This is a genomic window from Ktedonobacter racemifer DSM 44963, from assembly GCF_000178855.1.
Lineage (GTDB): Bacteria > Chloroflexota > Ktedonobacteria > Ktedonobacterales > Ktedonobacteraceae > Ktedonobacter > Ktedonobacter racemifer.
The window spans coordinates 1,345,531-1,369,362 of sequence record NZ_ADVG01000002.1; the positions used below are offsets into that span (position 1 = coordinate 1,345,531).

18 protein-coding genes and 1 tRNA gene are annotated in these 23,832 nt (G+C 54.4%); 9 read left to right on the plus strand and 10 right to left on the minus strand.

The window, feature by feature from the left end:
- Nucleotides 1-190: 190 nt before the first annotated feature.
- Complete coding sequence (locus tag KRAC_RS22160; protein WP_007910938.1) at nucleotides 191-907, plus strand: DedA family protein; 717 nt, start codon at nucleotides 191-193, stop codon at nucleotides 905-907.
- 124 nt (nucleotides 908-1,031) lie between these two features.
- Entirely contained in the window at nucleotides 1,032-1,604 is a 573-nt protein-coding gene (locus KRAC_RS22165; RefSeq protein ID WP_007910940.1) for a class F sortase, read from the plus strand.
- 6 nt (nucleotides 1,605-1,610) lie between these two features.
- Here the strand turns inward: KRAC_RS22165 and KRAC_RS22170 are convergent, their stop codons facing one another.
- Nucleotides 1,611-2,804, minus strand: coding sequence for an acyl-CoA dehydrogenase family protein (locus tag KRAC_RS22170; protein WP_007910942.1), 1,194 nt, complete (start codon nucleotides 2,802-2,804; stop codon nucleotides 1,611-1,613).
- A 316-nt stretch (nucleotides 2,805-3,120) separates the two neighbouring features.
- Between KRAC_RS22170 and KRAC_RS62215 the strand changes: the two genes are divergently transcribed.
- Nucleotides 3,121-3,867 (plus strand): glucosaminidase domain-containing protein, encoded by a 747-nt coding sequence (locus KRAC_RS62215; protein WP_007910944.1) that lies wholly within the window; start codon nucleotides 3,121-3,123, stop codon nucleotides 3,865-3,867.
- A 269-nt stretch (nucleotides 3,868-4,136) separates the two neighbouring features.
- The gene (locus KRAC_RS62220) at nucleotides 4,137-5,351 is read left to right on the plus strand and encodes a tRNA dihydrouridine synthase (protein WP_007910945.1); all 1,215 of its coding nucleotides are present in this window, start codon (nucleotides 4,137-4,139) and stop codon (nucleotides 5,349-5,351) included.
- Between the two features lie 337 nt (nucleotides 5,352-5,688).
- Here the strand turns inward: KRAC_RS62220 and KRAC_RS22185 are convergent, their stop codons facing one another.
- On the minus strand, nucleotides 5,689-5,889 hold the full coding sequence (locus KRAC_RS22185; RefSeq protein ID WP_007910948.1) for a hypothetical protein: 201 nt from the start codon (nucleotides 5,887-5,889) through the stop codon (nucleotides 5,689-5,691).
- A gap of 665 nt (nucleotides 5,890-6,554) precedes the next feature.
- Between KRAC_RS22185 and KRAC_RS62225 the strand changes: the two genes are divergently transcribed.
- A complete protein-coding gene (locus KRAC_RS62225; protein ID WP_007910950.1) occupies nucleotides 6,555-7,208 on the plus strand; it encodes an SRPBCC family protein in 654 nt (217 codons plus the stop codon).
- Nucleotides 7,209-8,183: 975 nt separating this feature from the next.
- The gene (locus tag KRAC_RS22195; RefSeq protein ID WP_007910951.1) at nucleotides 8,184-10,109 is read left to right on the plus strand and encodes a bifunctional homocysteine S-methyltransferase/methylenetetrahydrofolate reductase; all 1,926 of its coding nucleotides are present in this window, start codon (nucleotides 8,184-8,186) and stop codon (nucleotides 10,107-10,109) included.
- Nucleotides 10,110-10,167: 58 nt separating this feature from the next.
- Here KRAC_RS22195 and lepA read toward each other — a convergent pair whose 3' ends face one another.
- The 3 genes from lepA to KRAC_RS22210 form a co-directional block, all read right to left on the minus strand.
- Nucleotides 10,168-11,979, minus strand: coding sequence for a translation elongation factor 4 (gene lepA, locus KRAC_RS22200; RefSeq protein ID WP_007910953.1), 1,812 nt, complete (start codon nucleotides 11,977-11,979; stop codon nucleotides 10,168-10,170).
- The gene (gene mnmA, locus KRAC_RS22205; RefSeq protein WP_007910955.1) at nucleotides 11,976-13,151 is read right to left on the minus strand and encodes a tRNA 2-thiouridine(34) synthase MnmA; all 1,176 of its coding nucleotides are present in this window, start codon (nucleotides 13,149-13,151) and stop codon (nucleotides 11,976-11,978) included. Before mnmA ends, lepA begins: the two co-directional genes overlap by 4 nt.
- Nucleotides 13,152-13,628: 477 nt before the next feature.
- The gene (locus KRAC_RS22210; protein ID WP_007910956.1) at nucleotides 13,629-14,603 is read right to left on the minus strand and encodes a PP2C family protein-serine/threonine phosphatase; all 975 of its coding nucleotides are present in this window, start codon (nucleotides 14,601-14,603) and stop codon (nucleotides 13,629-13,631) included.
- Nucleotides 14,604-15,008: 405 nt separating this feature from the next.
- Between KRAC_RS22210 and KRAC_RS22215 the strand changes: the two genes are divergently transcribed.
- The gene (locus tag KRAC_RS22215) at nucleotides 15,009-15,425 is read left to right on the plus strand and encodes a hypothetical protein (protein WP_007910958.1); all 417 of its coding nucleotides are present in this window, start codon (nucleotides 15,009-15,011) and stop codon (nucleotides 15,423-15,425) included.
- A gap of 119 nt (nucleotides 15,426-15,544) precedes the next feature.
- On the opposite strand, the gene KRAC_RS22220 is transcribed toward KRAC_RS22215, so the two are convergent.
- Entirely contained in the window at nucleotides 15,545-15,826 is a 282-nt protein-coding gene (locus KRAC_RS22220; RefSeq protein ID WP_007910963.1) for a hypothetical protein, read from the minus strand.
- A gap of 1,053 nt (nucleotides 15,827-16,879) precedes the next feature.
- Between KRAC_RS22220 and KRAC_RS22225 the strand changes: the two genes are divergently transcribed.
- Nucleotides 16,880-18,751 (plus strand): S53 family peptidase, encoded by a 1,872-nt coding sequence (locus tag KRAC_RS22225; RefSeq protein ID WP_007910965.1) that lies wholly within the window; start codon nucleotides 16,880-16,882, stop codon nucleotides 18,749-18,751.
- 116 nt (nucleotides 18,752-18,867) lie between these two features.
- Here the strand turns inward: KRAC_RS22225 and KRAC_RS22230 are convergent, their stop codons facing one another.
- From KRAC_RS22230 to KRAC_RS22245, 4 genes are all read right to left on the minus strand, one after another.
- Nucleotides 18,868-20,091 carry a glycosyltransferase gene (locus KRAC_RS22230; protein ID WP_007910967.1) on the minus strand — a complete coding sequence of 408 codons (1,224 nt, stop codon included), beginning with the start codon at nucleotides 20,089-20,091 and terminating at the stop codon, nucleotides 18,868-18,870.
- 279 nt (nucleotides 20,092-20,370) lie between these two features.
- Nucleotides 20,371-21,207 carry a hypothetical protein gene (locus KRAC_RS22235; RefSeq protein WP_007910969.1) on the minus strand — a complete coding sequence of 279 codons (837 nt, stop codon included), beginning with the start codon at nucleotides 21,205-21,207 and terminating at the stop codon, nucleotides 20,371-20,373.
- Between the two features lie 82 nt (nucleotides 21,208-21,289).
- Entirely contained in the window at nucleotides 21,290-22,099 is an 810-nt protein-coding gene (locus KRAC_RS22240; protein WP_052568510.1) for a histidine phosphatase family protein, read from the minus strand.
- Nucleotides 22,100-22,277: 178 nt separating this feature from the next.
- Nucleotides 22,278-23,270 carry a DUF929 family protein gene (locus KRAC_RS22245; protein ID WP_007910973.1) on the minus strand — a complete coding sequence of 331 codons (993 nt, stop codon included), beginning with the start codon at nucleotides 23,268-23,270 and terminating at the stop codon, nucleotides 22,278-22,280.
- A 437-nt stretch (nucleotides 23,271-23,707) separates the two neighbouring features.
- On the opposite strand from KRAC_RS22245, the gene KRAC_RS22250 reads away from it, so the two are divergent.
- A tRNA-Glu gene (locus KRAC_RS22250) sits at nucleotides 23,708-23,781 on the plus strand.
- The last annotated feature ends 51 nt before the right edge of the window (nucleotides 23,782-23,832 follow it).

Genomic DNA, 23,832 nt, shown 5'->3' on the forward strand with positions numbered 1-23,832 from the left:
GTAATAACTAGAGAAACCTGGCGCGTGCTTATGAAGTTTTAGAAAAGAATCAGATAACATACCATCCGACCAGCGCGGCCCCTCGGCAGCACAGTCCACGCACGTTATTTTTTAAAAGAGCTTTAGCAGCGTCGTCCCACTACCACGCGCCAACTGTGACCTACTCTTTGCCGGAAGGATAGAGAAATACATGCACATCTTACGTGCTCTACTCATACGCCAACAGGTCCAGGCAGCCCTGATCTCACTTGAGACCATGCAACAGTTGCTGGCCTCCTTCGGCTACCCGATGGTCTTCCTCTTTGTCATGATTGAGAGTATCGGGATTCCCATTCCTGGGGAGACAATGCTCCTGCTTGGCTCCTTTTACGCCGCTATCGACCACCGCCTGAATATTGTATTTGTGATCGTTTGTGCCGCTATGGGGGCGATTGTGGGCGATAATATCGGCTTTGAAATTGGGCGCAAAGGTGGCCGTCCCTTTGTCGAGCGCTATGGGAAATACGTCTTCATCCGGCAGAAACACCTGGCGAAAGCCGGGCAGTTCTTTGAGCATCATGGTGGCAAGACCGTCTTTCTGGGACGCTTTACCGCGATCTTACGTGCCTGGGCCGCCTTCCTGGCTGGCGTTAATCATATGCCCTGGCGAGCATTTCTCATCTATAACGCAACTGGCGGCATTCTCTGGGCAACTATAGTCGGCCTCGTCGGCTACTACGCGGGTCGCATCTTCCATGAAAACTTCGCCCAGGTCGAGCATCTGGTGGGAACAGCAGGCTGGATTATCGCGAGCGTCGTGGTCCTGGGCGCTATTCTGGCCTACGTCATCACACGTCTGCGCAAGAAGAACTCATCAACCTCCCCTTCATCAACGAAAGAAAACCATCACCAGGAGCCAGGGCACTAAAAGCAACAGACTCCTATGATAGATCCTTTGGGTGACTGCAATCTCATATATTGACGGAAAAGCGGTATGAGCATATACTAAAAGTAAGTTTGCACCGTAGTTTTATTTACGTCTATAGGAAGCAATGAGGAAGCTGCTACTGTATAGTGGACTCCTGCTGGTGGTGATTGTGGGAGTCTTGATCTACAACTTTAACCGCCAGGTTAATACCACGCAGATCGCCTCCTGGCAGCCGGCGAAGATCCGCATCCCTAGTCTGTATGTCGATGCGTCTGTTCTGGGGGTTGGCGCGACACCCGATGGGAAGATGGATGCTCCTACCTCGCAGGCGCTCAACTCCCCCTACTGGACCAGCGTCTTCTGGTATGAGTTAGGTGCGGCTCCCGGGCAGGCGGGGAACGCCATCATCGCCGGGCATGTGGACCGCGTGGGTGGCGATCCCGCCATCTTCTGGTCCCTCCACACGCTCACGCCTGGCGCACGCATCTACATCGATACAGGGGGAGAAACAACCCTGACCTATGTGGTGGACAGCGTCAAAAGCTACTCAGCCAACGAACCCGGCAGTGAAGCCCAAAATGAGGTCTTTGGCTCCACTACCGAGCATCGCCTGAACTTGATTACCTGTAGCGGAGCCTGGACCGGCACTGGCTATGATCAACGCCTGGTCGTTTTTAGCCACCAGGTAGCACCTTAGCGGAGACTACTCAAAGGCGTTGATGCCTGTTAAGGCCTGGCCTATGATCAGGGTATGGATATCGTCAGTGCCCTCATAGGTAAAGACCGACTCCAGGTTATTCATATGGCGGCTGATCGGATATTCAAGCGTGATGCCGTTCGCGCCAAGAATGGAACGCGCCTCGCGCGCCGTCTCCAGAGCTTCGCGACAGTTGTTGCGCTTAGCGAGCGAGATCTGCACCGGGTGCAACAACTCCTCATCTTTCAAGCGTCCAAGCTGCAAGGTCAGGAGCTGCGCCTTGACCAGCTCAGTGGCCATCAGGGCCAGCTTGCGCTGCACCAGCTGGAAACTGGCGATAGGGCGCTTAAACTGGACACGCGTCTTAGCATACTCCAGCGCCGTCTCAAAGCAGGCGCGAGCCGCGCCAGTCACACCCCAGGAGATGCCAAAGCGGGCCTCATTGAGGCAGGAGAGGGGGCCACGCATGCCCTTCACGTTTGGCAACATATTGCTGGCTGGCACACGGCATTCCTCGAAATGCAGCTCAGACGTAACCGAGGCGCGCAGCGATAGTTTGTGATGAATATCGCTGGTCGTAAAGCCCGGTGTCCCACGCTCGACCAGGAAGCCGCGAATACCATCTTCGGCACGCGCCCAGACCACCGCCAGATCCGCCACACCACCATTCGTAATCCACATCTTTGTGCCATTCAGGATATACTCATCGCCGTCCCGGCGCGCGCTGGTGCGCATGCCAGCGGCCTCGCTGCCAAAATCAGGCTCCGTCAGACCAAAGCAGCCAATAACCTCGCCTCGCGCCATACGCGGCAGCCAGTGCTCTTTCTGCTCTTCTGACCCAAAGGCATAAATAGGATACATGGCCAGCGAGCCCTGCACAGAGACAAATGAACGCAGGCCGCTATCGCCAGCCTCAAGCTCCTGGCAGGCCAACCCATAGCACACCGCGCTCAAGCCAGCGCAACCATAGCCATCGAGGTGCATTCCCAGCAACCCCAGTTCAGCGATCTCTGGAATCAATTCGCGTGGGAAGGTACCGGCCTCAAAGTGCTGGTCAATAATGGGCAGGACGCGCTCGCGTACAAACTTACGCACAGTATCGCGCACCATACGCTCTTCATCAGAGAGCAGGTGATCAATGTTATAGAGGTCAGTTGCTGATGGGATCTGGGCCAGTCGCTGGGCAGTTATCTGAGACATATGAATTCCTAATTCCCCTCTGTGGTCTTCTTCTCCGAAAACCCTGAGCGCGAAGCGCTAGACACGTAAGTGGCGTTGGATTTCGGAATAAGATCGGTATACCTGATGTTCATGCACCCTCCCCTTTGAGGGCACATTGCCTGTAGCTATTATATCGCAAAAGCAGGCGAGAAGGATGTAGAGGAAAGGGTGTGGGTGGGAAACGCGGCAATGCCGCGTTTCCCACCCACACCCTTTCCTCTACATCGAACCTCATGGATTGCTCTGCGTATATACGGAAGAGGACCAGAAATCATACTACTCAGAAGGACATTGCATGTACGATTTGCCGACAAAGCCCTTAAGAAATGATAGCCAGTGGCAACAGGCTGCACCGGGCCTGCCTATGACCCCCCAGCCCCCACGCCGTCCTAAGCGCTCCTCCTGTCTCTATGTCCTGCTCGGCACGGGTGGTTGTTTACTATTGCTGGTATGCATCCTGGGAGGCGTACTAGCGGGCATTGCCCTTCTGCCATCGTTCACCTTCCATCCCGCGCCCCAGCAGCCCTCATACACCCCTCCTTATGATGAAGCGAGCACCTTCGGCAGTACACCCAAAGACGCCGTCTACCGGGTCATGGGCAAGCCGACCCTGACTCCGGCTTTTATCAACCTCGTCCTCGCACGCAATGACTCGCCCGCCTCCGGCAAGGGGCAGGCACTCTATGATTATGGCGTGCAATACGGAGTTGACCCCGCCTACGCCCTGGCCTTCTTCTGGCAGGAGAGCCATTTTGGCAAGCTGGGCGTCGCCCAGGAGACCCACTCTCTGGGCAATATTCGCCAGCGTCCAGACGAGCCAGCCTATCAGGGCTACCGGCTCTATAAAACCTGGGAAGAGGGCTTTGAGGACTGGTATCGCCTGATCGCCCAGACCTATGTCCAGGGATGGGGCCTGGTGACCGTCGACCAGATCATCCCTACCTATGCCCCCAGGAAAGATAATAACGACGAGGCCTCCTACATCCTCACCGTCAAAGTCGCCGTCGACAAATGGCGCACAGAAATCACCCCAAAGAAATAAAGGAGTAAAGGGATAGGGGCGTGGTTTGCGGGCGGATGCCCGCAAACCACGCCCCTATCCCTTTACTCCTTGAGCGCCGCAGGCGCGAAAACTTACGCCGACTTTGGCGAGCCCCGCAATACCCAAAGGCGAAAATTGACCAGAAACACGAAAGGATGTATCATAAAAGATCGAAACGGTCGAAACACAAAAGTAAAGACGACTAACTGCCGATTTCACATACATATAGATAGAAGATAAAAGAAAGTTCAGCGCGAAAGTTTGGCATAATGAAACCAACCTCTTTCTGGAATACGCTTCCACAACCTATTATTGGCCTGGCGCCCATGGATGGCGTCACGGATGCCCCCTGTCGCACAATGCATGGCCTGCATGGCAGACCAGATATCGTCCTGACCGAATTTACCAATGTCGAGGGCCTCTGGAAGGGGAGCGACCGTATCTTCCGTGACTTCCTCTATACCCCTGCGGAACGCCCAGCTATCGCCCAGATCTTTGGCTGCCGCCCCGAATACTTTTATCTTGCCGCGCACGTCGCGTGTGAACTCGGCTTCGATGGGGTGGACATCAATATGGGCTGTCCCGCGACCAAGATCGCTAACAAAGGTGGCGGGGCCGCGCTCATCCGTGTGCCTGATACCGCGAAGGCCATTATTCGGGCGACGCAGGCAGGTGTGCGCGACTGGGCCAATGGGCAGACGCTCGAAGAGCTGGGAATGGAGCCCGAGCGCATTCAGCGCATTCGCCAGATGAACGAGGAGCGTGTGCGAATCTGGGGGGATAAGGCAGTGATTGAGCGGCGCCTCCTGCCAGTCTCGGTGAAGACCCGCCTGGGGTACGACTCCATTACCATTACTGATTGGGTGAAAGATCTGCTGGAAATGGAACCCGCTAATATCTCCCTGCATGGGCGCACCCTCGCGCAACACTACAAAGGCGAGGCCAATTGGGACGCCATCGCCCAGGCGGCCGAGATCGTTCGGCAGACCGATACGCTCATCCTGGGCAATGGTGATATCCATAATCTCTATGATGCCGCTAAGCGTATTCGCGAGACAGGCGTGCATGGTGTGCTTATCGGACGCGCGACCTATGGCAATCCCTGGCTCTTCCAAAATAAAGCTCAGATGAAAGAGATCCTCAATAATGACGTTGAGCCAACACCTGAGAATATTCCCAGCATTATGCCCTCGCGCGAAGAGCGGCTACGGATGGCCCTGAAGCACGCGCGTGTGCACGCTCGTCTCAAAGGCGAGGATCATTTTGTTGAGCTACGCAAGCATATGGGATGGTACCTGGGCCATTTCGCGGGCGCCAAGCAGGTCCGCAATGAGCTGGTCAGAATCAACAGCCTGGCAGACGTTGAGGAGATTATCGAGCGTGCGCTTACGCAAGAGGAACCCGCCGACACACCAGGCAGCGATGAGAGCATCATACAGGAAGAGCTGTGCGATCCCGAACTCGACCTCAGTTGCTCCCTTTAAACCGGTGAAAAAGCAGAGTGAGGCCCTCGTTTCCCGAAACGAGGGCCTCACTCTGCTTTTTCACATGACACGTTTTTAGCAGAATTTGTTAATACTCTTTAATAGGGAGACAATCTCAGAAGATGCTTATAGACTATCAATCATGACAATCAGTCATGAGCTACCAATCATAGAAGAAACAAAAGGGTAAAAACAGTTAATCAAACGATAAAGCGACGACCAGTATCAGTGCAAAAATATCCTCTCCTGGGGAGAGAAGGCACCAGAGAGAGCCAGAGAGGATAGCTAGATTAGAGATATGAGTGGTGTAGCCGCCTCTCTCAAGCGAGGTAGTCAACTACACCAGGACGACCTCGCTAAAATCACCTACCAGCTTCTGGATTTCGCGCAAGCGACGCTCAGCAATTTCCACATTTTCCAGGGCTTGCGCCAGGATACGAGCCTCTAGCGAAGGATATGACTCAGCAATTTCCGGGTCAATTGAACCGACAAGCTCCAAAGCCTTGTCTAGCTTGGTTTCCAGGGTTGCGGTTGACATAATCTGTTACCTCACATCATCGCAAAATATGTAACGTCTCGAATGTAAAGAATGTCTATCCAGTCGCTACGCTACTAGAAACTAGTAGGCTCTTGAGATCTGCTCCTTACTTCTAATTCCCCTTGCCACATTCCATTCCTTATGACGCCAAGTTTTAGTAAAGAGAGTAAAACCTCTTGTATCTACGTCTATATTACACTAGAAGCAAAAAATCCCAAAATAAAAGCCCCAAAAGCCGCCCAACATTCCTATTGACAGCCGACACGAAGCGACTGAAAGCGGCCCCTTGCATGTTTGTCAGAGGGTTACTTTCCTCAAACTCTATAACGCACACAGGGCTCAGGTTATTTCCAAACACGCAACCAGGATAAAAATAGGTTCTTTCAGGGCCACTCGATCAGCCCGATCGACATATTTCACATTCTCACTCTATACCTATTATAAGGCAGGAATGCCAGTTTTCGCCTGAGAATTCGCTGAGAAAATATGTGCCCATATGGAGAGCCTGTAACAAAAACAGCTCTCTGGCAAGTGTACATACACATAAGGAATATCTACCCAGAAATGGGAAGAGGGCAGTGGCGAATGTGAAAAGGGTAGGTTTGGTTGACTGAGCAGAGTTGTTACTGTAATAGTAACTGAGATATCAGGAGGTTCCAATTCTTATGGCGAAGACATATGCAGAGCATCATGCTTCCGTAACAGTAGACGCACCTGTACACCAGGTTTACTCCTTATTCTCCCACTTTAACGACTTTCCTAAGTTTATGAGCTTTGTGAAAGAGGTTACCTATTACGACGACCAGAATAGTCACTGGGTAGCCGATGTGGCGGGTAATCACGAGTGGGACGCGAAGAATGAAAATTGGATTGAGGACAGGCAGATCGGCTGGCACTCAATTCAGGGCCTCGACAACTTTGGCAAGGTAGTCTTTGAGCCGACCAGCACGAGCCAGACGAAGGTCGATGTCTTCGTCAACTATAACCCACCCGCCGGAGTTGTAGGCGAAATTGGTGAGAAGCTTGGCGTCGGAGGCCACTTTGAGCAGAAGCTCCAGCGCGATCTCAACCACTTTGCTCAGATGGTGGAACAGGCTCCTCCAGGCTCGCTTGATCCCAATTCGTCAAGCTACCTCTTCCATGAAGAGAGCGCGGCCTCGAAAGGAAAAACCACCGGCAAACAGAACCAGACCATGACCGATGAGCCGAATCTGAGCAGTCGTGAACCAGTTCTGGACAGTGACATCACTGGCATGTCCTCAACCACCGATACCCCACCACTTCAGCGCAGAGACGATATTCCCCCCGAACATATATAGCTGAAGAATAGCATCTCTACTAAAAGCGGCGACCCCTGCCAGGGTCGCCGCTTTTAGTAGAGATGCTATTCTATAAAAACTCAACCTTAAATCTTAAATAGATAGATGTGTCATGGCTCCTTTTTTGCCAGATCCAGGCATGCGGGTACCTCACAAATGACCTCAACGCTTCTCCCTCCCAGGCCAATTTCTCACGTTCCTGGCGCCTACCATGACTCTTTATACCAGACAGGCGCAGCATTATGCTGCAACACAGAATACACAAATACAATATTGCTGAGTCCGAATTTTCTAGAGCCTTGAAAAAATTTACGCTTTAGGTATTGACATTCCAAATTGTATATGTTAATATCAAAGTGTTCCAAATGATTCGATTAGGAACGCTTCCAGAGAGGAAAGATACTCTGGCACTTGGCTATACGCCTTGCATAAGTAATCCGGAAGGAGGGCTTATGACTCTTCCATTGAAGAAACCAATTCGCGTGCTAGGGATGGTGTATCAAATTGACAGGTAGTGCCCGTAGAGGCGGGCTCGCCGCACCATCCTGAGTCTCACACCACCTGAAGAAAACAACTCGTAATACACGAGATAGTGAAGTCTATCGGCTACTACAGCCGTACATCTGGTGGGGACCAACAGGAACACAAGCCTGGAAAGCCAATAATTCTTGGCCTACGTGGAATCAGGAAAAAGGTTGAAGAAGCACAGGAGTTGTGTAGAATAAGACAAAATACGCTGGTGGCCGATTGGAACATGTGAGAACTGTCTCGGCTACCAGCGCTTTTTTATGCCTTAGAGAGTGATATAGTTGGAGCGTGGGCGAATGCCCACGCTCCAACTATATCACTCTCTAGAGTCTTATGGCTGGACTGCGTACGCTTTTTGGTGATATACTCGACTGGTTAGCATGCAGCTTGATCACCTTTTAACCTGAATAATCCAGCCAGCGACACGGGCATAAGAGAGAGTATAGTATGCGAAGAACAAGTCCTTTCATAGAACGATTGGTGCAAGGTCCTATTCTCTGCGACGGCGGAATGGGGACCCAGCTCTATGCCCGAGGTATCTCCTATGAGCGATGCTTCGAGCAACTCAACCTCACCTCTCCCGAGCTGATTAAAACCATTCACCTGGAATATGTGGCCGCGGGGGCCGAAATCATCGAGACCAATACCTTTGGCGCGAATCGCTTTCGCCTGCGCGAACATGGACTCGAAGAGCAGGTCCATGCCATCAACCGGGCTGGAGCCAAGATCGCACGCGAGGCACGTGAACTGAGTGAGCAGCCCATCTTTCTCGCTGGCAATATTGGCCCCCTCGGTAGCCACCTGGCTCCCCTGGGAGACATTACGCCAGAAGAGGCCCGTAACGCCTTTCAAGAGCAGGCGGCAGCCCTGCTAGAATCGGGCGTCGATCTCTTGATCATTGAGACCATCACCAACCTGGAGGAGATGCGCGAGGCGCTCTCAGCCATTCGCGGCATGACCGATCTGCCCATCGTGGCCCTGATGTCCTTCGATGAAGAGAATACGGTCTCAAGCGGTGAGGAGCCGCTCCTGGTGGCACAGACGATGCAGGAACTGGGGGCCGATGTCGTGGGCGTCAACTGCGCCCTGGGACCCGCCGGCACCTTTAGCGTTATCGAGGGCATGAGCACGGGAGAGCATGAGCACTTTCTCCTGGCAGCCCAGCCCAACGCGGGCCTGCCCAAACGCGTGGGCAATCGCTTCATCTACGGAGCCTCGCCCGACTACTTCGCGGACTACGCGCGTCGCTTCCTGGAGATTGGGGTGAGCCTGCTCGGCGGCTGTTGTGGCACGACGCCTCAGCATATCGCCGCTATGCGTAAAGTTCTGGCCGAATACGCCCCAGAGCTGGGGACACGCGAGATCACAGTCCCCAAACGCCAGCCTCGTCTTGAGACGATCTTCGAGCGCGATCCCGAAAGCTCCAGCGGCACCCAGACGCACAGCACCTATCTCTCACAACGCCTCGCCACAGGACACTTCGTGGTGAGCGCCGAGATGCGCCCCCCGCGCAGCGTCAAGTTTACGCGCTTCCTGCAAAATGCTGAGTACCTGCGCGACATTGGCGTGGATACCATCAATATTACCGATAACGCCATGGCCCGTGTACGTATGAGTAACGTCGCCGCAGCCCGCCTGATTCAGCAGCAGGTTGGCGTGGAGACTATCGTGCATTTTACGCCACGCGACCGCAACCTGATGGCCGTGCAGAGCGATCTGATTGGCGCCCACGCCACCGATATTCGCAATGTCCTGGCCGTGACCGGTGATCCTCCCACCCACGGCGATTTTCCCAACGCCACGGGCATCTGGGATGTCGATAGCATTGGTCTGATTGCCATCTTGAATAATCTCAATCAGGGGCTTGATGGGCGCGGGCGCAAGCTGGGAACGCCCGGCTCCTTCTGTATAGGCTGCGCGGCTACCCCTCCCGCGACCGATATCGCGCTTGACCTGGAGCGCTTACACCGCAAGATTGAGGCAGGTGCACAGTTTATCATGACCCAGCCCGTCTATGATCCCGAGACGCTCATCAGCTACTTTGAGCGCTACAAGCAGGAGTATGGTCCGCTCACCATTCCCATCCTGGTTGGCCTGCAACCGCTTCACTCCTACCAGCAGGCCGAGAAGTTCCATAACGAGGTGCCCGGCATCGTCATTCCCGAGGCTGTCCGGGAGCGCCTGCGCCTGGCGGGCGACCAGGCCTGCGATACGGGATTGGAGATTATTAAAGAACTCTTCGATGCCACCTTGCCTTATATCCAGGGTACCTATATCATGCCCCTGGACCGCTACGATCTCGTGGGCGAGCTTCTCCCCTATATTCGCCAGCAGACCGTGGATCGCGGCAGCGAAAGCGCCATTTCCTCTTAAAAGAAGATAGCAAAGGGCCCCACAGACGCGTCTGTGGGGCCCTTTGCTATCTTCTGCGTTATTCCTCGCCCAGAGAGAGGACCGCCATGAAGGCCTCCTGGGGAATCTCTACGCTTCCCACCATCTTCATGCGACGCTTGCCCTCTTTCTGCTTCTCCAGCAGTTTGCGCTTACGCGAAATGTCACCACCGTAACATTTCGCCAGCACGTCCTTACGCATGGCTTTGACCGTCTCGCGCGCGACGACGCGTGAGCCGATGGCTGCCTGAATGGGGACCTCAAACATCTGGCGTGGAATCAGGCTGCGCAACTTCTCGACCAGCGCTCTCCCTTGATAATACGCCTTCTCGCGATGCAAAATGAGCGAGAGCGCATCCACAGCGACAGCATTGACCAGGATATCCAGCTTGATCAGGTCCGATGGCTGGTAGTCGGCATAGGCATAATCCAGCGAGGCATAGCCCTGCGTACGCGATTTCAGTTGGTCATAGAAGTCGATGATCAGCTCGGCCAGGGGCAGGTTGTAGGTCAGGAGCACGCGCTCGGCCTCAATATACTTAAGCTCTTTATACACACCGCGCTTGCTATTGACCAGATCCATAATAGTGCCAATGTAGCGCGAGGGCGTAAAAATAGAGACATCCATCCAGGGTTCTTCGATCTGCTCGATGTCGCCAAACGAGGGCATATCGGATGGATTGTCGATCTCGATGACCTCGCCACCCGTCTTCATAACGCGGTAAGCCACGCTTGGGGCGGTCGCTAGAATATCCAGGTTATACTCGCGCTCCAGGCGCTCTTGAATGATCTCCATGTGCAACAGACCCAGAAAACCACAGCGAAAGCCAAAGCCCAGCGCATTTGAGGTCTCAGGCTCGTACTGGAGCGCCGCGTCATTGATTTTCAGGCGATCCAGAGCCTCACGCAATAAAGGGTAGTCATTGCCTTCAACTGGATAGATGCCCGCGAAGACCATGGATTTGACTGGCCGGTAGCCTGCCAGCGCCTCGATCTTGCCCGCGTAGGCCGGGAGGATGACCGTGTCGCCCACACGACAATCCGTCACCTTTTTAAAGCCGGTCGCGATATATCCAACCTCGCCCGTGGTCAGCTCGCCTGCGGAGGTCAGGCGCGGATGAAAGTAGCCAGCTTCGAGGATATCGGTGTTGCTGCCGGTCGCCATCATCGTCACGCGCTCGTCGGTATGCAGCGCCCCATCTACGACGCGTACATAGGCGATCACGCCCTTGTAGGCATCATAATGTGAGTCAAAGACCAGGGCGCGCAGCGGGGCTTCGGGATCACCCTTGGGACGCGGCACATGCTTAATGACCGCCTCCAGGATATCCTGCGTCCCGATGCCCTCTTTGGCCGAGGCCAGGATGCACTCTTCCTTGGGGATCCCAATAACATCCTCAACCTCTTGCATCACCTTCTCAGGTTCCGCACTGGGGAGGTCGATCTTATTGATCACGGGAATAATGGCCAGGTCGGCCTCTAACGCGAGGTAGAGGTTCGCCAGCGTCTGGGCCTCGATGCCCTGGGTCGCGTCAATCACGAGCAGGGCGCCTTCACAGGCCGCCAGGCTACGCGAAACCTCGTAAGCGAAGTCAACGTGTCCAGGCGTGTCGATCAGATTCAGCTCGTACTCCTCGCCATCCTGCTGAGAGGTATAGCGCATACGCACGGCCTGGGCCTTAATCGTAATGCCCTTCTCGCGCTCCAGATCCATCTGGTCGAGCGTCTGCGCCATCAGCTCACGCTTAGTCACGGTGCCCGTGAACTCTAGTAGGCGATCAGCAAGCGTGGACTTGCCATGATCGATATGCGCAATAATACAAAAATTGCGAATATGTGCTTGATCGGTCATTCGATAATCCCTCCACCCAAGACCTCATCACCATCCTCGCCTCCGTAAAGCACGGCGGCCTGGCCTGGAGTGATTGCGCGCTGTGGGTGTACAAGTTGTACTCGCGCCCGTTGCCCTTCAAGAGGCGTGACTAACGCGGGTTGTTCGGGGGCCTTATAGCGTACGCGTACCAGGGCCTCAAAAGGAGCCGTAGGCACGTCGCCAGTGGTGTAATGCATCTTGCCGATGGTAAACTCCTGCTGATCCAGAGCGGTGGCAGGACCTACAATCAGCGCGTTCTGGTCAGCGTCCAGCTTGAGCACATGCAATGGAGCAGGTGATGTCAAGCCCAACCCCTTGCGCTGACCGATAGTATAGTAAGCCAGGCCGCGATGGCGTCCCAGGAGCGTCCCCTGCTGATCATAGATGGGGCCCGGACGCGGTATCGTGATCAGTGGTTGCGCAGCTGTGGCGGTAGCGGTCACACCAGCGGGCACCAAGGCATCATCTTCCTGCTTGCTTGCCGCATAGCGATCAATAAAACCACGATAGTCATTCTGCGCCACAAAGCAGATCTCCTGGCTCTCAGCCTTGGTCGCAACGTTCATGCCACGCTCGGCCGCCATGGCCCGCACCTGGGGCTTGGTATAGCCTCCCAGGGGGAAGCAGGCGTGACTAAGCTGGTGCTGGTTGAGCACATGCAACACATAGGACTGATCTTTGTCGGGATCGAGGCCACGGCGCAGGCGACGCCTCCCCGTCTGGGGATGATCATCCACGCGCACATAGTGACCCGTCGCCAGGTAGTCGGCCTCCAGCGCCAGGGCCTTATTGAGCAATACTGTGAAACGAATATGCCGGTTACAGGTCAGGCACGGGTTGGGCGTCCGACCAGCAACATAATCTTCATAAAAGGAGTCAACAATGCGCTCTTTAAATTCCTGCTCGACATTCACCAGGTAAAAAGGAATATCCAGCATACGCGCGACGCGACGCGCGTCATCCACTGACTCCAGCGAACAACACTTGTTCTGTACCACGCGTTCAACGCCATCGTCCTCTGCCTCAATCACCCCTGGCTCTGACCAGAGGCGCAGCATCATACCGATGACTTCATGTCCTTGTTCTTTCAGCAATGCAGCGGCGACCGAGCTATCTACGCCGCCGCTCATAGCGACGACTATCCGAGCCATAATATAATACCCTGCCTAGTTGTAGTTGACTAACATGACGACCGCGGTCGCAGCAAGCGTAGAGAGTGGAACGAGATACGACCGATGATAGCAAAAAGACTAGCCAGATGGGGGGCTAGCCTATGATTCTGAGCAGGCATTGCCTGTTCTTGATTTCAATCCCTCAGTTCCAGTCCCTCAGACGAGTATACGCCTCTTCAGACCTTTACTGCCAACATCTAGGGTAGCATAGTAGAGACAAGTTGTCAAACAGCGCAAGGCCAGCGCAAGGCCATCCAATTCTCTTTCAAACCTTGCCTCGGCTCGCGCCTGCGGCGCGAGGAAGGAGAGACACATAGACTGGATGAATTCCCTTCGCCTGTCGATGATACATAGGGAAGGTTGCTGGCAACGCTGCTAAAGCACGCGTCTACATATGATGCTACGAGAATGCCGTACCATTATATGTAGGCGCGTGCTTTAGCAGCGTCAGGCCTTCTAATAATTTCGGCTGATGACCAGGGCGCTAATGTCGTCTTGTTTGGCGCGAAGCACGCCCTGGTGCTCCTGGAGTGAGAACTCAAGCGCGTGCTGCACCAGTTTCTTCGCGGCGGTTGTACGCGCGGACGAGCGCATGATAGCCGCGATCTCGATATCAGTCAGGTTATCATGAACGCCATCGGTACAGAGCAAGGCGCGATCACCAGGCTCAAACGTCAGTTCAGCCAGGTGGACTACAGGTTCAACCTGGTCGCCCAGCGCTTGCGTGATTCCGTTACGGCGCTCAAAGTAGGCGCGCTCTAACTGGCTCAGTTGCGAGGCGTCACTCGCCTGGTCAATACGCCAGGCATCTTCAAGCGTCAGCATCTCACGTGCTACTAACAGCGAGAAGAATCCATCATCATCGGTTAATCGGTGAAAATCACCATTGGCCTTGAGCAGGTAGATACGACTGTCACCCACGTGCGCGCAGAGCAAACGACACTCAGAGCTACTCGGTTGATAGTCAATGGCGGCCAGGGCAATCGTGGTGCAGGGACGCAGGGGCGTGCCATCTTCTTTTGTGCGGCGCGTGCTCTCCGCGCAGAGCCGGTGATGGGCTTGCAAGATAACATACTCTAAAAGCAACAGCAGATCAATGTTTGAAGCGTCGTTCTCTTCATCGTTGGTCGAGACCTGGCGTACGGACAGTACTTTTTTCCAGTGAGAGCGAACTGTTTGTGAGGCCACAAGTGAACCAATATACCCATCTTCGCCACCCACCCCATCAAAGACGGCGCCTAAGCTCGTCCGGGGCAGGGACAGGATACGGTCCTCATTTTGATCTGGGCGGGTCGCCTTCGCCAGCGAATACCGGGCAAAGGTCAGGGGTGGGGGAGTCTTGCGCGAACGCGGCGCGAGAGTCGGAGTCACAGTGACAGGAGAATGAACTCGACGAGAAAGGGATGCAGGTTTTTGCGCGTTTTTTAACATAGCTTTTAGATTCCTTATTGCCTAATAGGAAACTTGAGCGCGGAGCGCTAGCCACGAAAGTGGCGTTAGTTTCCGCATAAAAAGATAGAGTAATAAACCAGGCCACAAATAAACATTTACTAGCAATTATAACCAGAGCGACCAGCAAAGAGCAAGAAGGGAAGGGTAAGGTAGTAAGGTGTATCAGGTGGCGAACTGGCGGAGCCAGTTCGCCACCTGATACACCTTACTACCTTACCTACTCGACTGATATCCTGGATTCGTGTATAATGGCACCAATGCCAGCAACGTGCATCGAAGAACGCCATTATCATTGCTATTCTTCTATCAGATCTTCTACACAATGCTGTTGAGCAGAAGAGCATCTTTACACCATTTTGACCGAATGAAAGGCAGAGTACAATCATGGCTAAGAAGTCAGCAACAGCGCGCAGAAGTGCTCAGCGCTCCAAAGCGACCCGCGCCAAAGGCTTTGAACTGGTCCAACCAGCCGTTGAGGAGCGCGAAGAGGAGAGGGCTCTCCTCGAGGTAGAAGAAGAAGAGATCGTCACTTCCGAACCTGAAATCGAGAACGCCGCTCCCAGCGTTGTCGAGGAAGAGGTAAGCACCCCGGTAACGGTCGCTCCCGAGCAGGGAAGTGCACGCGCACGGCTGGCAGCACGTCGCCAGACCAAAAATAGAAGCCAGCGCGCGGCCCCCCAGTTGATTACGGTTGAGCATTTTGCGTATGTGAAACGCGACCTGATTACCATTGGCATCCTTGCCACCCTGCTCTTCGTGGTAATTATTGTGCTTTACTTTGCCTATGGCAGTGTGCTCTAGTCTGCTCTAAAAATAACCAATCAAGCAATAAAAAAGAAAGACACTGACCGTCCTATCCTTAGAGACATGAAATACGGTCAGTGTCTTTCGCCAAAGAGAAAAAGGTTATGAAAGGGCTGCTAGTGTACCAGCGGGCTTGTGCCCAGACCTGAGGGGACACCGTGACGATAGGCGGCGGGAATAGTCACGCCCAGCACGCGCTGCATCGCCATAGTGTGACAGCAATCACCCCAATCATGGAAGAAGCGGCACGTGCAATCCCACGTCCCATTATCAAAAGTGGTGGTATGAACGTCGTTTTCGCCGTGGAAATTAGCTTCAAAACGGGTAAACTGAATGCGCTCCGGCTCCTCTGCGTAACGTTTGGCTTTGGCGATTTTATTGATCATGCTCGAGTTCATGGTCTGCACTCTCCTTGAATTCTAAAAACCACTACCGTACCACATACCGTTTATCACTTAGGCCTGTTTACGTCTCCTACACCCTTGTATTCAACGAAGTACAGTGCCGAACGCTCAAAAAAGAGATGCGGCCTCCTTTCTTTGCAGGACAAATACCGCTCAGGATCGAAGCAGAAGCGATCCTCCGAGCCAGGGCTCAAAATGCCAAAGGAGCAATGTAGGGATGTACCCGTCCACGTAAGAGCGACTATCCGGTTTTCAAGGTATAAAAAAAACACCAGGGCGAAATGTCCCTAGTGCGTGTTGCTATGCATCGGTGTTCGTCTCGTCAGACGCCAGCAGCGTATATTTCAGCTGATAGTGTGGCGAAGTTGTTGAGACTGAACCCATAAGCATGTAGCCTCCCACTCGTACTCTCGAGTGTAAACGCCTGAGAAGCAGAACATTGCTTCTCGGCATGGATGCCTGATCAATAGTGTCTCGTGATGAAATGATTATACCATAGAGAAAGTTGAAAGTCTACCCTTCTACATTTTCCCATGCACTCATACATCTTCCCCACCCTCGCATATCCTCACACCGAAAATAACCGCATCCATAGCGTTTATGTATCAGTAAGATCACTGTTAGCTAATCCAATGTGCAACTTTCGGTCGTGACTCCTCGCGCCTGCGGCGCTCGCCAGGGTAAGAAGTGGTGGTGCGTGCTGGCAGCCTGCGGCTGCCAGCACGCACCACAACCTGGGATTAGTGTGCGTGATGTTAGCTTACCCTGGGATCAGTGCACATGACATTGGCTTACCCGGAATCAGTGTGCACGGCATTAGCTTACTTGGGATTAGTGCACATAACATTGGCTTACCCAGAATCAGTGTGCACGGCATTATTTTACCTGAGATTAGTGCACATGACGCTAGCTTAGCCAAAATTAGGTGCGCATAAGGTTAGCTATTTCACATTCAATGTATGGCTCCTCTCATAGCGCCTCTCATCAAGGTTGCGTACACTTCTTGCGAGTACAACTTACCTTTATCGCTACTACTTGGAGGTTGATGTGACCACACGTAACCGAGCGTCCCTCTCCGCGCTCTTATTACTGATAACTGTCTTGCTGGGCGCCTTAGTAAGCGCCTGCACCGCTGATAATAGTGGAGGCAACACCAGCACTACCAATACCAGCCCGGGTGGAGCGCCACGCAAGGCTCCCACGCGCAAGCCCGGTCCTCTAGCCAATCAACCGCTAGAGGCGCAAGCCGCGCTTCTTGGTTCGCCCTTGTCACCAGGGAGCCAGTTGACGCTGACCTTTAACCTGGCCTTTGACGATGATGCGCTGAATGCCTTCGTCACTCAACTCTATACACCTGGCTCGGCAAGCTTCCACCAGTTTCTGACGCCCGAGCAGTTAGTCCAGCGCTTCGCGATGCCAGATGCCCAGACCAAACAGATCCAGGCCTGGCTGACGCAACAGGGCTACACCCAGATCAGCACCGATCCCTTGCATAGCTCTATCAAGGCTCAGGCCACGGTCCAGACCATTCAGACCTCTCTGGGAACCCAGCTCTACACCTTCTCTCTTCTGAATCAACAATTCTACATGCAGAACAAAGATCCGCACCTTCCCAGCTCCATTGAATCCTATATTCAGACCATTGCAGGCCTGAATAATCTCGCGCTTCCCGACATCAAACCGCCACGCCAGAGCACGCATATACAACAACTGGGCCAGGAGAGCGATTGCACCAAATATGGCGCGAAGCAAACTCTCACCCAGCAAAAGCTCGCGGCAGCCTATCAGGTTGATCAACTATACAAGAAAGATCTGCAAGGCCAGGGGACCACGATTGGCATCGCCGAGTTTGGCGATCCATATGACATCAATGATGTGCAGAATTATATCGCCTGCACAGGGCAGAGCATGCCTTCAATCCAGAATATCGATGTGGGCACACCTCTTCCTCCCGGCACGGGCGAGGGCGAAGCCACAATGGATGTCGAGCTGATCGCCGGGCTGGCACCCAAAGCCAGTATTCTGGTCTATCAGACACAGTTACAGGACGCCAATAACCCTATCTCGCAGGTCACCTCATTTGCACAGGGCATGCTCGATGTCTTTAATCGCGTGGCCAGTGATCATAAAGTCCAGGTGCTGAGCGTCAGCTATGGGCTGGGCGAGGAGATGTTTAGCACCAGTGATCAGATCGCGATCAATAACAGTCTGCGCAATCTCGCCGCCGAGGGCATCTCGGTCTTTATCAGTAGCGGCGATTGTGGCGCGTACAGCCTGCGTGCACGCTTTCCCCAGATCGCGGAGGTCTCTTTTCCCGGCAGTGCTCCCTATGCCATCTCTGTTGGTGGCACTTACTTACAGGTCGGTGATGATCTTCAGCGCTCCAGCGAAACCGTCTGGGGTGGCGATGATGGCACGCCCGTCTGCCAGAACTCCTGGGGTTCAGGTGGTGGCGTGAGTCAGAACTCCGCGTTTACGCGCCCGGGCTGGCAGGCCGGAGATGGCGTGACCACGTCCTATAATGGCACAACTCAGGGCGTCTTTGTACGCACCCTGCCACCTCAGACGCTTCAGGCCCCCAACGGCTTACGCCAGGTTCCCGATATCGCCGCGGCGGCCTATCCCAATATCAGCATCTATTATGATAGCGCCTGGGTGCGCAGCGGTGGCACCAGCGCGGCAGCGCCCATCGCCGCCGCCGGAACAGCCCTGGTCGATCAAGGGCTTCGCCAGAGCGGAAAGAGCCCGCTTGGTGGTATCCCCGAGTTCTATCGCCTGGCTAACAAAGCAGGCAGCAACCAGCCCTATACCGACATCACCCAGGGCGATAACCTGTTCTATCCCGCCACCAAAGGCTGGGATTACACCACCGGCTGGGGTTCCCCCAATTTCGCCACCATCCTGAGCATGGAGAGCTGACCAACGCTGCTAAAGCACGCGTCTACATATCATGATACGGGAATTTTGCATCATGATATGTAGACGCGTGCTTTAGCAGCATCGTCCCACTCCACTCACCTGTCCCTCCCCCCAATCTATTGTGCGATCAAGCAGCTGGCCTCATCCAGGAGAGCCTCGTAGAGATGCTGCACCTGTTCCGCCACGCTGTCCCAGCTAAAGCGTAACACAGAATCGCGCGTGGCCTGCGTCATGCGCTCACGTAACGCGGGTTCACGCAGTAACGCATCCAGGCGCTCGGCGAAGAAACCAGGGGCGCGCGGCACCAGGAAGCCGGTCTCATCATGGCGCACCACGGTCATCAATCCGCCCGCGCGCGTCGCGACCACGGGCGTGCCACAGGCCAGCGACTCCACGGCGGCAAAGCCAAAGCTCTCGTGATAGGAGGGAACCACGGTGACATCGGCGGCACTATAGAACAAGGGCATCCTCCCCTGGGGCTGCGCCTCCAGGAAGTGGGTGCGCTCGGCAATCCCCAGTTGGGCAGCCAGTTCGCGTAGCTTACGCACATCCTCATCCTGCTCTGAACGACCACCCACGATCACGATCTGCGCCTCTTCCTGCATCATGGCAGCGGCGCGTAACAGCACATCGGGTCCCTTAAACGGGTCCAGCCGCCCGGCGAAGAGCAGCAGTGGCTGCTGATCTGAAAAGCCCAGTTGAGCGCGTGTCTGGCGCCGATCATATGGCTGAAAGAGCTCGATATCTACACCACAGGGAATCACACGCACACTGCGCGAGGCCGCGCCGCAGAAGCGCAGGATCTGGGAGCGTTCGTCACCAGTCGCGGCGATAATCCGATCCACCTGCTGGATTAATTGCTGCTCCATCTCCAGGCGTAGAGGGGGTTCTGGCTCATCAGGATGCGCCATCTGTTTGAGGCGCGCCAACGTATGGAACATGGTCACATGGGGGACCTGCCAGAGTTCAGACAGCGCGAGTCCAGCAACGCCAGAGAGCCAGTAGTGGCTATGCACCAGGTCGTACTCACCCTGCTCTTCGGTTCGAAACTCATCTATGTTGCGCACAAAGGTGGGGAGGTATTGGTACAGCTCATTCTTATGTGTGGGAGCTTGAGGACCTGCGGGAATATGAATCACACGCACCTGGCTATCGAGGTGCACAACCTGGGGAGTAGATGGATCAGTTTTGCGGGTAAAGATGTCAACCTGGATACCGCGCTGCGAGAGCGCATGGGCGAGAGCACGAATATAGACGTTCATACCACCAGCATCCTTGGTACGTCCTGGAGCATCGAGCGGAGACGTGTGGACGCTGAGCATGGCAACAGAATATGACATGTTAGAGAGGCTCCTCTTTCTTCAATTGGTGCTAGTGTTGATTGCAGATGCGTGGCCAGCGTCCTTCACCAGCCAGGGCCACATAGGAGTGCGACATCTGACACACCTTCCTTTCTTGATCTTTGATTACCTATTAACAAGAACAATTGCAGGGCTTCTTCTATTTCACGCTCCCATTGAACCAGTGACAACGCTGCTAAAGCACGCGTCTACATATCATGATACGAGATTGTCCGTATCATGATATGTAGACGCGTGCTTTAGCAGCGTCGCCCTACGCTAGGGCTGCTGCTCGCGAAACTGGGCGACAGCCTCAAACATCTCCTCCTGATCGAGGCCCGACCCTTGAGATATCTCTTCGAGGAATTCGGTCCGTCGCGTCACTTCAGTAGCAAACTGCTGGCTTGAGATTCCTATCCAGTTCGCCAGGTCGTCCAGAATCGCCTGGTCTGCATACAGGAATGTATCATCCACCTGATTCCAGAGGGAGAGCGGTAGTGGCTCGACCACCTCCGGCTTCGCGGGATCAATATTTGGCTGAATAAAATGCGTGCTAAACCAGCGGCGACGCGGGGGATAGAGCCGCCCCACCAGGCCAATATTCACCACCAGGCCCAGGCGACGCGTATCCTCCGGGCCAACTCGCAAGGTACGCTGATACATACGCATAACATCATCAATAGTATCGGCATGCACGCTGGTCGCGATATGATACCCCTTCGCGGGCAGGGTTAGATAGCGACGCGCCACGCGCCCCCACATATAAATAGGCAGGTGATCACTCACCTCGTTGCAAAGCGCATATGTGGTCTTAGGATCGATATCTGGAATATTGGTAAAGGCAAAATTCTCATACATGCCCGCCATATACGCCAGGGAGGTCCCCTCGAGCAAGAACTGGAGCAGGGCATTAAGCGTCGTTGTCTTCCCAACACCTGGCTGGGGATCGGTCGGGCCAGCAACCGTCAAGGAAGAACCATTTTCAAGCAAAAGCCAGATCAGGGCGGCGGTCTTCGCGTCAACGCTCCCAAGCGCGATAATCTGCGCCATCGAAAGCGGGCGACGAGACTCATAATGCCAGTAATAGCGTTCATAGGGATCACGCGGATCAAACATACTATGCTTCCCTTCCAGGTGTACGTTTTCAATAGCACCAGGCGACAAACGACACACAATATTACGTTCTCTTCACAAGCGATCAGGTCTTTTGTTCGCCAACCTCTTGCGCATGATTAGACAGCGTAGGCTCCTGCGGAGTTGGTGCAGGTGGAGCGGGGGGCTTCAACCAGCCTGGCTGAGGGTTCCAACCCATCGCCACAACATGAGGAGGTTGATCTTTATCAAGCTCAATTAAGCTGACAGAGGCATTATCAATATGCAGTGAGCCAGCGCGTCGTGTCTCCAGTCCCATATAATAAGCAAGTAAGAGCTTGATCACATCGGCATGGGCCACAAAAACGGGATGAGTGCCAAGATTGTCCTGGGCCAGCCAGCGCTCGATGGCAGCCACCACACGTTGCTGCACATGGGGAAAGGTTTCGACACCCTCGGGCGCGGTGGTGGGATCCTTCACATACGCCTGCCAGGCCGAGTCCTCTTTTGAAAGCTCGCTAATGACGCGCCCCGCCCAGGGACCCACATCAGTATCCACCAGGTCAGACTCAATCTGAACAGGAATATCACGCCCCTGGGCAAGATAGGCCGCTGTATCTCTAGCCCTCTCCAGGGGGCTACTAATAATCGCACTAATGGGCATCACGGAGAGCGCCTCCGCCAGGCGGGCCGCCTGCTTGCGGCCAGTTTCATTGAGCGCCACACCTGGCAACAGGCCCGGCAGGCGGTGCTCTGTATTCCAGGTCGTTTGCCCATGACGAACTATGAGCAGTGTTCGTTTCATAGAATCCTGTGTACTTTCTTCCTTCATACCATGCATACGTCGCCACAGTCGCCAGCGCCAGCGGAGAAAGCGGATCTGCACCTTGAGAATAAGCCACAATACCTGAAGCACAGCACATCTCCCTTGTCTGTCACCATAACGACGCCCCTACTACTCAAGAGCACATATTTGTACTGTATTGTATCAGTACAAAGAGAAACGACGCAAATTATATGGGTAAAGGGCCTGGTGGCAGGCTGGCTTCGCCAGCCTGCCACCAGGCCCTTTACCCATATATTACTTATATACTCTATGCGTAGCGGCGGCGCTCTGGCAGTGCCAGTTGCACATCATTAAATGCCAGCGCCGGGCCTGAACCATTGGACGCCTTAGTGAAGAGGGATTTGTCCAACGTAGGAATCGGCTCCTGCGTACACACATCGGCAGGCTGATTATTGGTGGCGCGACAAATGGCGGTCGTGAGATAGTTCGCGGCCCCAATTATGCCCTTGCTGACATCCGAATTGGGATCCTTCAGGCCATTAGCGACATCCTGGTAGGAGAGGTTCAACAACTGCTGTGGAGGATAAAATGATCCCGAAGAGATCGCGACCTTGTCGATAAGCAGGAAGGGAATCGAGCCCTTCTCGTTAGCCCCCACATAGGGCGGGGCATCGTAGGTATCCACCAGTTTGCGCTGCTCCGTTGTCGGCGTATCGAGCGCCTTGCCCGCGTTATCCTCGGTCTCGACCGGGACAAAATCAATATACGGGCTGGTATACTTCGCACCGTGGAATGAGAACGTGACGATATTCTGCTCGGCAGAGGCTATCGTATCCAGCTTGCTGAAAGTACCAAAGCGGCTCAGCGAGGCGATGATAGCCCAGCGTTGCGCCGCGCAGTAGGGACACCAATCGGCACCGATATAGAGCACCTGCGGCCTACCATTTGGCCCCTTAGGGATATCAGCATTGGAAGGAAGAGGCTTGAAGAGGGTCTTTGCGCTTCCAGCGCCCACCGTTTTAAAAGTCTGGGGACTGATAGTGGTGAGAGCCTTCTGAATATCCACGTTCCCCTTGGTCGCGCTGCCGGTCTGTTGATTCGCTGCCCAGACAAAAATACCCACGACGATGGCGACCATCAAAACGATGCCACCAACCAGCAGCCAGGCTTCACTGAGTTTTTTTCCGCTACCTCGCCCACGGTAACGTCCATTCTGATTTGTATTGAGACGCTGATCGCGCTGCCTGCGTGCCTGCTCGCGACGCTGAGCCGCCGAATCGCGTTGTTTCGGATTTGCCATGCGTTTTCTCTGACCCCTCTAAATACAATTCGTAAATCAATTCGCGTCGTATTGTAACACACCCGCTCCGACCTGCGTATAGCTGTCTGCTTATATTTCCAGCTTTTCCAATGCTCTTTTGGCGCCTGCCTCGGCTCGCTACGCTCGCCTCAGAGTTAGGGTGTGTCTGGTGGTGGGCTGGCGAAGACAGCCCACCACCAGACACACCCTAACCCTGAACTCATAGCGCCGCAGGCGCAAGGGAAGACAAATATGGCTGACATGCACAAGGACCATGCTACACTATCCGTGACTAGTATACTTTGCCTCGAAAGACACAAGCGCCAAACTACTTTTGGCAAAATCAGCTATAGCCGCCGCGAAACGCTTGACAAATCACGAGTACTAGGGTACAATCCTAGACGTCGGCATGAGAAATCATCGGCGACACAAAGCCCGCCTCGTTCGTCTAGCGGCCTAGGATGCCACCCTTTCAAGGTGGAGACCACGGGTTCGAATCCCGTACGAGGTACTATTTTGTAGAGAAGCCTGGCATCGCTTGTTTATTTCGGCGTGTCAGGCT

What these genes read in the sequence shown, in the direction of transcription:
- KRAC_RS22170 (WP_007910942.1), bottom strand. Translation starts at nt 2,804, where the DNA reads ATGTCTCAGATAACTGCCCAGCGACTGGCCCAGATCCCATCAGCAACT.
- KRAC_RS62225 (WP_007910950.1), top strand. Translation starts at nt 6,555, where the DNA reads ATGGCGAAGACATATGCAGAGCATCATGCTTCCGTAACAGTAGACGCA.
- KRAC_RS22165 (WP_007910940.1), top strand. Translation starts at nt 1,032, where the DNA reads ATGAGGAAGCTGCTACTGTATAGTGGACTCCTGCTGGTGGTGATTGTG.
- mnmA (WP_007910955.1), bottom strand. Translation starts at nt 13,151, where the DNA reads ATGGCTCGGATAGTCGTCGCTATGAGCGGCGGCGTAGATAGCTCGGTC.
- KRAC_RS62215 (WP_007910944.1), top strand. Translation starts at nt 3,121, where the DNA reads ATGTACGATTTGCCGACAAAGCCCTTAAGAAATGATAGCCAGTGGCAA.
- KRAC_RS22215 (WP_007910958.1), top strand. Translation starts at nt 15,009, where the DNA reads ATGGCTAAGAAGTCAGCAACAGCGCGCAGAAGTGCTCAGCGCTCCAAA.
- KRAC_RS22230 (WP_007910967.1), bottom strand. Translation starts at nt 20,091, where the DNA reads ATGTCATATTCTGTTGCCATGCTCAGCGTCCACACGTCTCCGCTCGAT.
- KRAC_RS22245 (WP_007910973.1), bottom strand. Translation starts at nt 23,270, where the DNA reads ATGGCAAATCCGAAACAACGCGATTCGGCGGCTCAGCGTCGCGAGCAG.
- KRAC_RS22160 (WP_007910938.1), top strand. Translation starts at nt 191, where the DNA reads ATGCACATCTTACGTGCTCTACTCATACGCCAACAGGTCCAGGCAGCC.
- KRAC_RS62220 (WP_007910945.1), top strand. Translation starts at nt 4,137, where the DNA reads ATGAAACCAACCTCTTTCTGGAATACGCTTCCACAACCTATTATTGGC.
- KRAC_RS22195 (WP_007910951.1), top strand. Translation starts at nt 8,184, where the DNA reads ATGCGAAGAACAAGTCCTTTCATAGAACGATTGGTGCAAGGTCCTATT.
- KRAC_RS22210 (WP_007910956.1), bottom strand. Translation starts at nt 14,603, where the DNA reads ATGTTAAAAAACGCGCAAAAACCTGCATCCCTTTCTCGTCGAGTTCAT.
- KRAC_RS22235 (WP_007910969.1), bottom strand. Translation starts at nt 21,207, where the DNA reads ATGTTTGATCCGCGTGATCCCTATGAACGCTATTACTGGCATTATGAG.
- lepA (WP_007910953.1), bottom strand. Translation starts at nt 11,979, where the DNA reads ATGACCGATCAAGCACATATTCGCAATTTTTGTATTATTGCGCATATC.
- KRAC_RS22185 (WP_007910948.1), bottom strand. Translation starts at nt 5,889, where the DNA reads ATGTCAACCGCAACCCTGGAAACCAAGCTAGACAAGGCTTTGGAGCTT.
- KRAC_RS22220 (WP_007910963.1), bottom strand. Translation starts at nt 15,826, where the DNA reads ATGAACTCGAGCATGATCAATAAAATCGCCAAAGCCAAACGTTACGCA.